General features: G+C 69.2%; 11 protein-coding genes and 2 riboswitches. Of the genes, 7 read left to right on the top strand and 4 right to left on the bottom strand.

What is annotated here, in order from left to right; translation table 11 throughout:
* The first annotated feature begins 21 nt into the window (after positions 1–21).
* From MYA_RS07130 to MYA_RS07150, 5 genes are all read left to right on the top strand, one after another.
* The gene (locus MYA_RS07130; RefSeq protein ID WP_014723016.1) at positions 22–2,295 is read left to right on the top strand and encodes a TonB-dependent siderophore receptor; all 2,274 of its coding nucleotides are present in this window, start codon (positions 22–24) and stop codon (positions 2,293–2,295) included.
* 83 nt (positions 2,296–2,378) lie between these two features.
* Complete coding sequence (locus MYA_RS07135; protein WP_014723017.1) at positions 2,379–3,218, top strand: formyltransferase family protein; 840 nt, start codon at positions 2,379–2,381, stop codon at positions 3,216–3,218.
* On the top strand, positions 3,218–4,228 hold the full coding sequence (locus tag MYA_RS07140; RefSeq protein WP_014723018.1) for a GNAT family N-acetyltransferase: 1,011 nt from the start codon (positions 3,218–3,220) through the stop codon (positions 4,226–4,228). Before MYA_RS07135 ends, MYA_RS07140 begins: the two co-directional genes overlap by 1 nt.
* A gap of 482 nt (positions 4,229–4,710) precedes the next feature.
* Positions 4,711–6,147: a trypsin-like serine protease gene (locus MYA_RS32395; protein WP_014723019.1), complete on the top strand. Its 1,437-nt coding sequence runs from the start codon at positions 4,711–4,713 to the stop codon at positions 6,145–6,147.
* Between the two features lie 497 nt (positions 6,148–6,644).
* Complete coding sequence (locus tag MYA_RS07150; protein WP_014723021.1) at positions 6,645–7,808, top strand: M20 aminoacylase family protein; 1,164 nt, start codon at positions 6,645–6,647, stop codon at positions 7,806–7,808.
* 42 nt (positions 7,809–7,850) lie between these two features.
* Here MYA_RS07150 and MYA_RS07155 read toward each other — a convergent pair whose 3' ends face one another.
* The 4 genes from MYA_RS07155 to cobA are packed head-to-tail and all read right to left on the bottom strand — an operon-like array spanning position 7,851 to position 10,985.
* Positions 7,851–9,221 carry a cobyrinate a,c-diamide synthase gene (locus MYA_RS07155; protein ID WP_014723022.1) on the bottom strand — a complete coding sequence of 457 codons (1,371 nt, stop codon included), beginning with the start codon at positions 9,219–9,221 and terminating at the stop codon, positions 7,851–7,853.
* Positions 9,222–9,224: 3 nt separating this feature from the next.
* Entirely contained in the window at positions 9,225–9,827 is a 603-nt protein-coding gene (gene cobO, locus MYA_RS07160; protein ID WP_014723023.1) for a cob(I)yrinic acid a,c-diamide adenosyltransferase, read from the bottom strand.
* A 34-nt stretch (positions 9,828–9,861) separates the two neighbouring features.
* Complete coding sequence (locus MYA_RS07165) at positions 9,862–10,239, bottom strand: cobalamin biosynthesis protein (RefSeq protein WP_041493829.1); 378 nt, start codon at positions 10,237–10,239, stop codon at positions 9,862–9,864.
* Positions 10,236–10,985 (bottom strand): uroporphyrinogen-III C-methyltransferase, encoded by a 750-nt coding sequence (gene cobA / locus MYA_RS07170; RefSeq protein ID WP_011884825.1) that lies wholly within the window; start codon positions 10,983–10,985, stop codon positions 10,236–10,238. Before cobA ends, MYA_RS07165 begins: the two co-directional genes overlap by 4 nt.
* A 165-nt stretch (positions 10,986–11,150) precedes the next feature.
* A riboswitch (cobalamin riboswitch) is annotated at positions 11,151–11,384 on the bottom strand.
* Between the two features lie 136 nt (positions 11,385–11,520).
* Positions 11,521–11,782: riboswitch (cobalamin riboswitch) on the top strand.
* Between the two features lie 188 nt (positions 11,783–11,970).
* Between cobA and MYA_RS07180 the strand changes: the two genes are divergently transcribed.
* Both MYA_RS07180 and cobW read left to right on the top strand, forming a co-directional pair.
* On the top strand, positions 11,971–13,029 hold the full coding sequence (locus MYA_RS07180) for a HoxN/HupN/NixA family nickel/cobalt transporter (RefSeq protein WP_011884826.1): 1,059 nt from the start codon (positions 11,971–11,973) through the stop codon (positions 13,027–13,029).
* Between the two features lie 25 nt (positions 13,030–13,054).
* Positions 13,055–14,143 (top strand): cobalamin biosynthesis protein CobW, encoded by a 1,089-nt coding sequence (cobW, locus tag MYA_RS07185; protein ID WP_014723026.1) that lies wholly within the window; start codon positions 13,055–13,057, stop codon positions 14,141–14,143.
* The last annotated feature ends 3 nt before the right edge of the window (positions 14,144–14,146 follow it).

Consider the following 14,146-nt stretch of genomic DNA (forward strand, 5'->3'; position numbering starts at 1 on the left):
AATAAACGGGAGCAGAGCAACATGGAGTGGGCAACAGGCACGCGTTTGCGTGCGATCGCAGCGGCAGCGAGCGTCGCGTTCGGGATGGCGGCGGGGCACGCGTTCGCGCAGACGCCAGCCGCTGCAGGCGCGCAGAACGGCGTGCAGGACGGTGGATCGGCCGCTACGCCGGCCGCTGCGCCGAAGGGCACGGCGGCAGGCACCGCGGTAGGCACCGCGGCCGGAAGCGCCGCCGGCACGCTGCCGGCGATCACCGTCAAAGCGAGCGCGGCCGGCGACGGCACGGTCGGGCTCGTCGCGAAGCGCAGCCGCACCGGCACCAAGACCGACACGGCGCTCGACGAGATCCCGCAGACGATCAACGTCGTCACCGCGCAGCAGATCGAGATGACCGGCGCGACCGACGTGAACGCCGCGCTGCGCTACGTGCCGGGCTTCTCGTCGTACGGCTCGGACAACCGCTCCGACTGGTACGCGGCGCTGCGCGGCTTCACGCCGACCGCGTTCGTGAACGGGCTGCAGGTGCCGAACACGCTGAACCTGTCGAGCTGGCGCGTCGATCCGTACATGATCGACAGCATCACCGTGCTGCGCGGGCCGACGTCGGTGCTGTACGGCGCGGGCGACCCCGGCGCGATCATCGACGTGCAGACCAAGACGGCCGACGGCGAGCGCGTGCGCGAAGCCGGCGTGCAGTTCGGCAACTATGCGCGCAAGCAGTTCATGATCGACGTCGGCGACAAGCTCGATGCGGACGGCAAGTATGCGTACCGCTTCGTCGGCGTCGCGCGCGACGGCAACGCGTTGACGGGGCCGAACAACGACCAGCGCGTCGCGCTCGCGCCGTCGTTCCGCTGGCGCCCGGACGCCGACACGTCGCTGACGCTGTCGGCCACCTACCTGCAGGACTGGGGCGACATCTCGTCGAACTTCCTGCCCGCGCAGGGCACCGTGTTGCCGAACCCGAACGGGCAGCTCGACAAGGACGTCTACGGCGGCGACCCGAACTTCAATTACTACCGCAAGAAGCAGTGGTCGCTCGGCTATCAGTTCGAGCGCAACCTGAATTCGATGTGGACGTTCCGCCAGAACGTGCGCTGGATGCACCTGTCGCTCGACAACGGCTCGGTGTTCGGCGCGGGCTTCGCGGACGGCAGCCTCACCGACATCAACCGCTGGGCCGGCGTGTTCCAGACCAACTACAGCCGCTTCGACATCGACAACAACCTGCAGGGCCGCTTCGGCACCGGGCCGTTCGAGCACACGCTGCTGCTCGGCTTCCAGTACAACCGGCAGACCGCGACCGACAGCGAATGGCTGGCCGCCGCGCCGACGCTGAACCTCTACAATCCGGTCTACACGCCGGTCACGCTGTCGGTGTTTTCGCCGCCGAACACGACGTACCGCACCAACACGTACACGACGATGAACACGTTCGGTCTGTACGCGCAGGACCAGATCAAGTGGAACCGCTGGACGCTGACGCTCGGCGGCCGCGAGGACTGGGTCAATCAGCGGATGGACGACCGCGCGGGCGGCACGCAGTCGAAGGCCGACGTCACCGCATTCACCGGCCGCGTGGGCCTCACGTACCAGGGCGACTACGGGTTGTCGCCGTACGTCAGCTACGCGACCTCGTTCAACCCGCTGATCGGCGTGAACCTGTACGGCGGCGGCCTGCCGCAGCCGACCCGCGGCAAGCAGATCGAGGCCGGGCTGCGCTGGCAGCCGCCCGGCAAGAACCTGATGCTGAGCGCGGCGATCTACCAGATCAACCAGACCAACGTGTTGACGCCGACGCCGACCAACCTCGACCCGGCCGGCACGACGTCGATCCAGACCGGCGAAGTGCGCTCGCGCGGCATCGAGCTGAACGCGACCGGCAAGCTCACGCGCAACCTGTCGCTGATCGCGTCGTACGTCTATCAGGACGTGAAGAACGTGCAGGCCAACGACGCGTCGCTGAACAACTGGCCGGTCGACATCCCGCGGCCGCGCCAGATGGCGTCGCTGTGGGCCGACTGGACCTGGCACACGGGGCCGCTCGCGGGCTTCGGCCTGGGCGGCGGCGTGCGTTACCAGAGCGCGGCGGCCGGCGCGGCCGACAACTCGCTGACCGTCGCGAGCTACACGCTGTACGACGCGGGCGTGCATTACGACACGCGCAACTGGCGCTTCGCCGTGAACGGCACGAACCTGTTCAACCGCCACTACATCAGCGGTTGCCAGTCGACCAGCGTCTGCATCTTCGGCACCGATCGCACCGTGATCGCCACCGCGAAATACAACTGGTGACGGCGCGCGCCGCGGCGTGCAGCCCGGCCTTCGAGCCGGCGCGTGCGCCGCGGCGCCGTCGTCCGCTTTTTCCCGACGCCTCCATGCGAAAGAAGAATCTCGTCTACATCCAGTCGCTGCGCAACGGCGCGGCCGATCGCGCCGGCCAGCCGGTCGCGTACCGCGGCGGCACGCGCTACATGAAGGCGCCGCTCGAATTCCTCGTCGAGCGGCTCAACGCTTCGCCGCTCGGCGAGCGCTATACGCTGCAGGCCGTGATCGTCGACGACGACGCAGGCTCGCCGGCCGACCAAGCGAAGCTCGCCGACTACGGCTTCGCGCGCACGCCGGGCCGCCCGTGGATCCTGCCGGAAGGGCTCACCGTGCAGGGTCGGCCGGTCGACGAACTGTTCTGCACGATCGCGTCGACGTACCGGCGGCTGCCGCGCGATGCGCGCGAACGCGCGGCGGGCAAGCAGGCGTTCGAGCGCCGCCTGCTCGAGCGCCTGCTCGAACTCGACGCCGACGTCGTCGTGCTCGACGGGCTGCTCGTGATACTCGACGAGCTCGTACGTCCCGGCGCGCGCTTTCACCGGCGCATCGCGAACATCCATCCGGGCATCACGGCCGACGGGTCGCCGTACCAGCGGCGCGGCGCGTGGGCGACGCTCGACGCGCTGCACGGCGCGCGCGGCGAGCGGGTCGACTGGGCGAGCGGCGCGACCTCGCGCGTCACGCCCGTGACGATGACGGGCGCGTCGTTCCACTACGTCGACAACGGCATCGATTCCGGCGAGGTGATCTGCGACGTGCTCGACACGCCGATCGCGCCGGACGACACGATCCTCGAACTGCGCTGGAACAACTTCCAGCGCAGCCTGTTTCCGGCACTCGAGCGCGGGCTGCACATCGTCGCCGATCGCCACGACGCGGGAGCACTGTGATGGCACACACGCTGACGAAACCGGCCGACCCGCGCGATAGCGTCGAAGGCGACGTGGCCGCCGCGCTCGACGGCGCGCCGCACGCGACGCCCGTCGCCGAACGCATGCTGCACGCGTGGCGCCCCGACGATGCGCCGGCCGCGCTGCTCGCGGAATTCGTCGCGCTGTTCAACACCGACACGCGGCACGACGCGGCCACCGTCTCGGTGCCGCTCGGCGCGGCTGACCCGGCCGCCGTCGCCGCGTACGTCGCGCGCGCGGTGCGCGAAGGCGTGATCGACGACGCGCAGCGCGCGGGCGAGCGGCTGCGGCTCACCGCGTCGCGCGCGACGTTCTGGCAGAACCCCCAGCCGTGGCTGAAGGCGCCGGCGTCGGGCGGGATGCCGCTGCGCTACGCGATCACCAACGGCCACCGGCATCCGGTGCGGCCGCCGTCGCCGGCCGGCGAGATTTACGCGCGCTACATGCCGCAGGTCGGCATGACGTTCAGCCTGCGCACCGTCGACGTCGCGACGCACGCGCGCCTGTTCAGCGACTGGATGAACCTTGATCGCGTCGCGCATTTCTGGGACCAGCGCGGCACGCTCGACGAGCACGCGGCCTATCTCGCGGAACGGCTCGCCGATCCGCACATGCACCCGATGATCGGCTATTTCGACGACACGCCGTTCGGCTATTTCGAGTTCTACTGGGCGAAGGAGGACCGCCTTGCGCCGTTCTACGACGCGCACGACTACGATCGCGGGCTGCATCTGCTGATCGGCGACTCGCGCTTCCAGAGCGCGGGCAAGCTGCATGCGTGGTGGAGCGGCGTGCTGCACTACATGTTCGTCGACGAGCCGCGCACGCAACGGCTCGTCGGCGAGCCGCGCGTCGATCACGTGCGGCATATCGCATACATGCACCGGCTCGGGTTCCGGACGCTGAAGGAGTTCGACTTTCCGCACAAGCGCGCGGCGTTGACCGTGATGGAGCGCGATACGTTCTTCGATACGTTCCGGTTGCCGTGATCGGGGCGGCGCGACAGCGGCGCGAGCGCACGGGTGTCGCGAGGTTGCCGGCGAATGCGGAGGCTCGCGCGGACATCGCCGGAATAGGGCGTCTGTGCGCACGCGCGTCGGCATGCCGGCAATTCGTTCGATGCCGACTGCGGTGATTCCCGTGTTTCGCCGGAATGCGAAAGTTCTATCTGGAAAATCGCTGATTCAGCCAGCTATGGTTTTGCGAACAAACAATATGAGAAACGCGAAATAATTAATCGCATCTCCATTTTAGATGCCGCGATTTGTATAAATTCGGTCAATGGGACGAGTTCGAATTTACGAATTCGTCGCCTCGATCCAACGGCCTGCCCAGTTATAACCGAACCTTTTCTCTCATCGCGATACGCTCTGGTCGGCGATATGGCTGGCGCCCGGCCGCAACCTGTCGCGATCGAAGCAATATGGATAAATCTGCATTTTCCGGGCAATAAATCCATCGGAGAGAAAACGTGAAAAAGATAATCGTGAGCGCAGGCCTGGCGGCATTGGTGGCGTCTTCGGCGGCGCACGCTTTGCGGATCGACGAAGCGACCTTCAAGTATTACGGCGGCGATAGCGCAGACCTGGCGAACAGCATCAAGACGCACAACGACCAACTGCGCGCGTTCAGTTATGAGACGCCGTGGCTCGCGGTCGGAGAGGTCGGTGGCTGCACCGCGACATGGCTTGGCGACAACGGGGGATGGACCTACGTGCTGACTGCCGCGCATTGCGCCGGCTATCAAGGCACCGAGACAGCCGTAACCAAGCGCTTCACGACGCTCGATCGCCGCGTAGTCGCATCGGGCCGGGGCACGGCGTACGTGCCGCCGCAGCGGATCAACAAGCCGGCGGGAATGGGCGGCGCATCGACCGATATCGCGATCCTGAAGCTGCCCACGCTCCACCCGATAGCGGACGTGCTCGGCAAGCCGGTCGAGCGGCCGATCCTGAACGACGATCCTCACGAGAAAGACCGCGACGTCATTTTCGTCGGCTATGGAAGCTGGGGTGTCGGCGCGAAGGGCAGCGGTTCGTACTGGCCGGCGAACGGCGAGCGACGGCTGTACGGGCGCAGCCGGATCGACAGCATCTTCGAGCTCGGCTACGGAATCGGCGCGAGCTATCGCTCTGCCGGGCCGTCCCCGTTCTGGACGCGCACTGCGTCGGGCGATAGCGGGTCGGCCTGGTGGCAGATTCGCGATGGCAAGCCGGTCATCATCGCGACGACCAATGGCGGCGGCGACAACTATTCGACCGGCGCGCGCGTATCGAAGTACGTGGACTGGATCAAGTCGGTCTATCCGGAAGCGCGCTTCCTGTCGGCCGAGCAGCCGGCGGGCTGCATCGTCAGCCTGCAGACCGCCGCGAGATATTGCCTGCCGGTGGGGCAGCGCTCCGGTTATGCATTGCCGTCGTGGATCTATGCGCACGACGTGTTCGTCGATGCCGCACTGGGCACCGCGGTGATGCTGTCGGATTGGGACAACCTGTCCTACAACCGGATCGCGACGTTCGTCGGCACGGTCGAGAACGGCGGTCTCAAGCAGGTGAAGGCCGTCAACGGACAGGTGCTCGATTTTTCAAGGCCGCATTCGATGCGCGTCGTGCGCGATACGACGCCGCTCGGCTGTATCGTCAGCCTGACGTCGGGCGCGAAGTATTGCCTGCCGGCGGGGCAGCGGTCGGGGCGTGCGCTGCCGTCCTGGATTTATGCAAACGAAGTCCAGGTTGAAGCGGCCGCGGGGATCGCGGTGATGCTGTCGGATACGGACGACCTCGCGTTCAACCGCGTCGCGACCTTCACCGGCTTGACGCAGAACTGGGAGTTGAAGAAGGCGAAAGCCTGGAACGGCGAAGACCTCGATTTTTCGCGACCGAAGTCGATGCGCGTCGTTCAGCAATGATGTCGGGGCGTTGAGGTGCTGCGCGGCATGGGCGCGGAGCCCGTGCCGCGTGTCATGCCGGCGGCGTCGCCGGTTCCGCGAGAAACGCGCCGCGGAAGGCGTCGAGATGTCCATCGGCGTCGCCGCCGAATTCGCCGGGTAGCAGCGTAACCACGCCGGGTCGTGCGTTCACTTGAACCCTGGCGTACACAAAAGATGTACGGCGGTTGAAAAGTGAACAAATGCCCCGGAAGTCCTTGATATCGATAGATATCGAAGCGACGCCCAACCGTGTTCGCCGAGCCGGCACATGCCGGAGACCGACACACAGCCGCAGGCACCGCGCCTCCCGCTCCCGCGCGCCGGTACGGCCTCGCAAGCGCGCTGCCGCCATGCTCGGCACCCCAACTCAACCGGCAACTCCAGGTTGCCGCCGCGACCACTTACTCGCTATTCGGTTGCCGTGAGCCGGACTATCCTTGACTGACCCTTCCGAACCCGACCCAGGAGCCGCCCCCATGACCCACAGCGTGATCCCCGCAGGCCTCGCCGACGAAATGATCGACATTCGACACCGCATCCATGCGCATCCTGAACTCGGCTTCGAGGAATTCGCGACCAGCGATCTCGTCGCCGAGCAGCTGCAAGGGTGGGGCTATACGGTCCGGCGCGGGCTCGGCGGCACGGGCGTCGTCGCGCAGCTGAAGGTGGGCGACGGCACGCAGCGCCTCGGCCTGCGCGCCGACATGGACGCGCTGCCGATCCACGAGTCGACCGGCCTGCCGTATCGGAGCACGATCCCCGGCAAGATGCACGCATGCGGCCACGACGGTCACACGGCGATGCTGCTCGCCGCCGCGAAGCATCTGGCGCGCGAGCGGCGGTTTTCCGGCACGCTGAACCTGATCTTCCAGCCGGCCGAGGAAGGGCTCGGCGGCGCGAAGAAAATGCTCGACGACGGGCTGTTCGAGCAATTCCCGTGCGATGCGATCTTCGCGATGCACAACATGCCGGGCTTCCCGACCGGCAAGCTCGGCTTCCTGGCCGGGCCGTTCATGGCGTCGTCGGACACCGTGATCGTCGACGTCCACGGCCGCGGCGGCCACGGCGCGGTGCCGCACAAGGCGATCGACCCGGTCGTCGTGTGCGCGCAGATCGTGATCGCGCTGCAGACCATCGTGTCACGCAACGTGTCGCCACTCGACATGGCGATCGTCACGGTCGGCGCGATCCACGCGGGCGAGGCGCCGAACGTGATTCCCGAGCATGCGCAGATGCGCCTGTCCGTGCGCGCGCTGAAGCCCGACGTGCGCGATCTGCTGGAGACGCGCATCAAGGAAGTCGTTCATGCGCAGGCGGCCGTGTTCGGCGCGACCGCGACGATCGATTACCAGCGCCGCTACCCGGTGCTCGTCAACGATGCGCGGATGACGGCGTTCGCACGCGACGTCGCGCATGCATGGGCCGGCGCAGCGAACCTGATCGACGGGATGGTGCCGCTCACCGGCAGCGAGGATTTCGCATTCCTGCTCGAGCAGCGGCCGGGCTGCTACCTGATCATCGGCAACGGCGACGGGGAAGGCGGCTGCATGGTGCACAACCCCGGATACGACTTCAACGACGCGGCGCTGCCGATCGGCGCGTCGTACTGGGTCAAGCTGGCCGAGGCGTTTCTGGTGTGACGGGACGCTGGCGGGGAAGGCGAGGTCTCGCGCCGCAGCCCGCTATTCCGGCACGACTTCCGGCGTCTCTCCGCTCGCTCGATCGGCCTGCTCAACCTGATCGAACGCCTCGCCGCGAAACAACGCCGCGGCCGCATCCGGGTTCGACGGCCAGTACATGTGCATGTAGGTCGCGACGACCGGCCCCGCGCGATACACGGCTTCGCCGCTGCCGCTCGCGCCGTCGCAGCGTGCCGCCGTCGCTGCCGCCGCGAGCGGCGTATCGAGCCGCGAGTAATGGAACGTATGGCCGCGCATCGGGCCCCAGCGCGTCGCGAGCGTCTGCATGCCGAGCGCGGCGAAGCGGCGCTGCATCGTCGCATGGCCCGGCAGCAGCCCGACCATCGGCGTCGTCGCGCCCTGCGCGTCGGTCAGCGACTCGCACAGGTACAGCATCCCGCCGCATTCCGCGACGATCGGCCGCCCGGCCGCCGCGTGCGCGCGGATCGTGCGCGCGCTCACCGCATTCGCGGCGAGCGTCGCCGCGTGCAGCTCCGGATAGCCGCCCGGCAGGAACAGCGCGTCGCACGCGTCGGGCACCGGTTCGTCGGCCAGCGGCGAAAAGAACCGCACCTGCGCGCCGAGCGCGTCGAGCAGCGCGAGATTGGCCGGGTAGATGAACGAGAACGCCGCGTCGCGCGCGACCGCGATCCGCGTGCCGGCCAGCGAGCGCGGCAGCGCGGCTGCTTCGGGTGCCACTTCGGGCGCTGCGAACGCGACGGCCGGCGGCAATTCGGCGAGCGCGGTCTGCGCGAGCGCGTCGGCGGCGCGCTCGAGCCGCGCGTCGAGATCGTCGATGTCGGCCGGCTGGTGCAGGCCGAGATGCCGTTCGGGCAACGCGATCGCCGCGTCGGCCGGCACGTGCCCGAGCCAGCGCAGGTCGTCCGGTAGCGCCTGCCGCAGCAGTTGCGCATGCCGCGGCGAGCCGACGCGATTCGCCAGCACGCCGTAAAACGGCACGCCCGGCCGGAACCGCGCGAGCCCGAACGCGATCGCGGCGAACGTCTGCGCCATCGCCTTCGCCGAAATCACCGCGACGACCGGCACGCCGAACGCAGCGGCCAGGTCCGCGCTGCTCGGCGTGCCGTCGAACAGGCCCATCACGCCTTCGATCAGGATCAGGTCCGCGTCGCGCGCCGCGTCGGCGAGCAGCGCGCGACAGCCGGCCTCGCCGACCATCCCGAGATCGAGTGCGTACACGGGCGCGCCGCTCGCACGTTCGAGCAGCATCGGATCGAGAAAATCCGGCCCGGTCTTGAACACGCGCACGCGCCGGCCGAGCCGCCGGTGCAGCCGCGCGAGGCCGGCCGTCACCGACGTCTTGCCCTGGCCGGACGCCGGTGCGCTGACGAACAGCGCGGGACACGCACGCATCGGTCAGAACTCCACGCCGGGCTGCGCCTTCACGCCTTGCTCCTTGTACGGATGCTTGACGAGCCGCATTTCGGTGACGAGGTCGGCCGCGTCGATCAGCGCGTCGGGCGCGTGCCGCCCGGTCACGACGACGTGCACGGCTTCCGGCCGGCCGGTGAGCGTCGCGAGCACTTCGTCGAGCGGCAGGTACTCGTACTTGAGCACGGTGTTCAGCTCGTCGAGGATCACCATCCGGTACTCGCCGCTTTCGATCATCCGGCGCGCCGCGTCCCAGCCCTTGCGTGCGGTCGCGATGTCGGCGTCGCGGTTCTGCGTGTTCCACGTATAGCCGTCGCCCATCGTCACGAAGTCGCACTGCGCGACCGCGCCGAGGAAATCGCGCTCGGACGTATGCAGCGCGCCCTTGATGAACTGCACGACGCCGAGCCGCATGCCATGGCCGAGCACGCGCACGGCCATGCCGAACGCGGCCGTGCTCTTGCCCTTGCCGTTGCCGGTGTTGACGATCAGCAGACCCTTTTCGCGGGTGGCCGCGGCCTGCTTCTTCTCGTGGCCGGCGCGGCGGCGGTCGGTCATCCGCTGATGGGATTCGGCATCGGTCTTCATCGGGAGTCGTCCTGTGGAAAGCGAAACAAACGCTTCAGAGCGGGCCGGCGAGCGCGACCGTCACGCCGTCCCGGATCAATTTGGGGCCGAGCAGCCGGCCGTCGGGCGCGGCGAGGCGCGCGCACGGCTCGGCGACGCCCGCCACGCCGAAGCGCGCGAGCGCGGCGGGCGACGGGGCGCTCAACGGCGGCGCCGTGCAACTCTTGAGCGCGGCCGCGTCGAACCCGACGAGCGGCCAGCCGCGTTGCGCGCACAGCGTGCGCAGCGGCCGCGCGCGCGCCTTGTCGGCGAGCGTCGCGACGACGGCCGGCTCCGCGCCCGGATGGCGCGCGAGCGCCGCGCGGATCGCCGCGTCGAGCTGCGCGGCCGTCACGTGCGCGCGAAAGCCGACGCCGAGCGCGACGCGCATCATGCGCCGCTGCCGAGTGCGGCGCGCACCGCCGGATCGGCGGCGAGCGCGGCCACGCGCCCGATCACGACGATCGCCGGCGAGCCGATGCCGGCCGCGTTCACGCGTTCGACGACCGTCTCGAGCGTCGCGAGCACGTGCCGCTGCGCGTCGCGCGTCGCGTTCTCGATGGCCGCGCACGGCGTGTCGCCGGGCAGCCCGCCCGCGCCAAGCGCGGCGACGATCGCGGCGAGCCGGCGAATCCCCATGTAGATGACGAGCGTCATCCGCGTCGCGGCCAGCGCGCGCCAGTCGGGTTCGTCGGCGCCCGCGCCGTGACCGGTGACGAAGATCACGCCCTGCGCGTCGCCGCGATGCGTGACCGGAATCCCGAGCGCGGCCGGCGCCGCGATGCCGGCCGTGATGCCGTTCACGACCTCGACCGGGAAGCCGGCCGCGCCGAGCGCGAGCAGCTCCTCGCCGCCGCGGCCGAACACGAACGGATCGCCGCCCTTGAGGCGCGCGACGCTGCGGCCCGCGCGCAGATGCGCGAGCATCGCCGCGACGATCTCGTGCTGCGGCGTCGACGCATGGCCGCCGCGCTTGCCGACGTGCTCGATGCGGGCATCCGCGCGCGCATGGCGCAGGACGTCCGGGTTCACGAGATCGTCGACGAGCAGCACGTCGGCCGCGGCGATCGCACGCACGGCCTTCAGCGTCAGCAGATCGGCGTCACCGGGGCCCGCGCCGACGAGCCACGCGCGGCTCATCGGGCGCGCCACGGCACGCACCGCGGCATGGCAGGGGAAACGAAACGGCGAGCGGCACGGGGGCCGGCAGACAGGCAGTGCATGGGCGGATCGGGCGAAGCGCGTGGGCGCGGGCAGACGGCGCTCCGGTCCGTCCCTCGCGGACCGGGCGTTCGGCGAGCAGCGCGCTCGCCCCTTGCGTCGGCCGGTATCCGGGCTGGCCGCTTGCCGGGCCGCAGCCTTCCCGCCCGCTGGGGCAGTGGCATCGAGGGCGGCCTGGGCGCGCGCGGAGCAACCGCGGCGCGCGGGCGGCGTACCGTTGCGGGGACAGCACAGGCCAGGCGAAGCTCCGCCTCCTGTTTCCCGTTTAACTGCATGCGCGCAATGCGCACGCGAGCACCGAACGCGGCGCATACGATAGCACAGCGCCCGGCCCGCGCGAACCGGCCATGCCTGCCCCCGCGGCCGCGCGCGGCGGGCCGCCGTGTGCGGTCGCGGCGCCCGGCGGCGGCCCCGCGATGGCCGGTTTTGCCTTGACGCTGCCGGCACCGCCCCCTACACTCGCACGCGTTTTGGTGCTCGCGCGCGCTGCTCCGGCGCGCGCAGTTAAACGGGAAACAGGGAGCCTGCCTGCACCGCAGACGAGCCAACCTGTGCTGCCCCCGCAACGGTAAGCGAACGCACGCGCCCAGCGCGTTGCAGCGCCGCTTCGCCGCATGCCCAGCGCATGCGGACGACCGCCACTGGATGCCGCGCATCCGGGAAGGCGAAGCGGCGTGTTCGTCAGCCCGGATACCGGCCAGAACGTGGGGTTCAGCGCCGCGGGGAGGCGGCGCATCGTCCACGGCCGCAGCACGCCCGACGCCCGAGCGTTTTCCACTTCCGTCATCGATCGGAGCGTCGCACGCGTGCGCGCGGCCGGGCGCGGCGAGCGGCGGGCCGCGCGGGCAGGGCAGGCGGCAGCCGTGTTGGCATTCATCATGTCGACCGTTCGCAAGGGAGCATCATGCTCGACTCGTTCTTCCGCCTGTTCAACGACAGCCCGTCCGGGTTGCGCGGCAAAATCGCCGCGATCTATTCGCTTCTCGTCGCGTTCAACGTCGGCGCGTGGATCTGGGCGTTCGTCGCGTTTCGCGACCAGCCCGTGCTGCTCGGCACCGCGCTGCTCGCGTACGTATTCGGGCTGCGCCACGCAGTCGACGCCGACCATATCGCCGCGATCGACAACGTCACGCGCAAGCTGATGCAGGAAGGCCGCAGCCCGCTCGGCGCGGGCCTGTTCTTCTCGCTCGGCCATTCGACGGTGGTGATCGTGATGTCGGTGGCCGTCGCGCTCACGGCCGCGTCGCTCGCGCGCTTCGAGAGCATGAAGACCTGGGGCGGCGTGATCAGCACCAGCGTGTCGGCGTTCTTCCTGCTGGTGCTCGCGGCCGCGAACCTGCTGATCCTGATTTCGGTGTACCGGACCTTTCGCGCGGCGCGCCGCGGCGACGCGATCGTCGATGCCGATCTCGACCTGCTGATGAACCAGCGCGGCGTGCTGGCCCGGCTGTTCCGGCCGTTGTTCCGGCTCGTGTCGCGCAGCTGGCATCTGTATCCGGTCGGCTTCCTGTTCGGCTTCGGCTTCGATACGGCGACCGAGATCGCGCTGTTCGGCATTTCGGCCACGCAGGTGCAGGGCGGCCTGTCGTTCTGGTCGGTGATGGCGCTGCCGGTGCTGTTCACCGCCGGCATGACGCTCGTCGACACCACCGACGGCATCCTGATGATGGGCGCGTACCGCTGGGCCTACGTGCGGCCGATCCGCAAGATCTACTACAACATGACGATCACGTTCGTGTCGGTGCTGGTCGCCGCGCTGATCGGCGGCATCGAGGTGCTCGCGCTGCTCGCCGACAAGCTCGCGCTGCAAGGCCCGGTGTGGGACTTCGCGACGCTCGTCGCCTCGCACTTCGGGATGCTCGGCTACGTCGTGATCGGCCTGTTCGTCGCGTGCTGGGTCGTGTCGGCCGCAATCTACCGCCTCAAACGCTACGACGAAATCGACGTGACGCTGTCCGCCTGACTCTCTTTCCGATACAGGACTCACCATGACCCTACGCAAGCTGCCCGTCACGATCGTCACGGGCTTTCTCGGCAGCGGCAAGACCACGCTGATGCGCCACATCCTGCAGCACGCCGCGGGCCGCCGCATCGCGGTGATCGTCAACGAGTTCGGCGAGCTCGGCATCGACGGCGAAATCCTCAAGGGCTGCGGCATCGGCTGCGACGACCCAGCCGGCACGCCCGGCGAAGCGGCCGGCCAGCTGTACGAGCTCGCGAACGGCTGCCTGTGCTGCACCGTGCAGGAGGAGTTCTATCCGGTGATGGAGGCGCTCGTCGAGCGCCGCGCCGACATCGACCACGTGCTGATCGAGACGTCCGGGCTCGCGCTGCCGAAGCCGCTCGTGCAGGCGTTCAACTGGCCGACCATCCGCAACAGCTTCACGGTCGACGCGGTGGTGACCGTCGTCGACGGGCCGGCAGCCGCCGCCGGCCAGTTTGCCGAGAATCCGCAGGCCGTCGACGCGCAGCGCCGCGCCGATCCGAACCTCGACCACGAATCGCCGCTGCACGAGCTGTTCGCCGACCAGCTGTCGTCGGCCGATCTGGTGATCGTGAACAAGGCCGACCTCGTCGCCGACGCGCAGTTCGCCGACATCGAGGCCGCGATCCGCGACGAGATCCCGCCGCAGGTGAAGATCGTGCGCGCGACGCGCGGCGAGCTCGATCTGTCGCTGCTGGTCGGGCTCGAAGCGGCGTCGGAGGACACCATCCATCTGCGCCACGACCATCACGGCTCGGCCGACGACGGCGATCACGATCACCATCACGACGATTTCGATTCGGTGGTGGTGGCGGGCGACGCCGGCACGCGCGAAGCGACGATCGCCGCGCTCCAGCGCGTGGTCGAGGCCCATACGATCTACCGCGCGAAAGGCTTCGCGGCGCTGCCGGACGCGCCGATGCGGCTCGTGATCCAGGGCGTCGGGCGCCGCTTCGACAGCTATTTCGACCGGCGCTGGCAGGACGGCGAGCCGCGCGCGAGCCGCTTCGTGCTGATCGGCGAGTCGCTGGACGCGGCCGCGCTGCAGCGCGCGTTCGATGCCGCCTGCGCGGCCGAACTGCAGCAGGCGTAACGC

Source organism: Burkholderia sp. KJ006 (assembly GCF_000262695.1).
GTDB lineage: Bacteria > Pseudomonadota > Gammaproteobacteria > Burkholderiales > Burkholderiaceae > Burkholderia > Burkholderia vietnamiensis.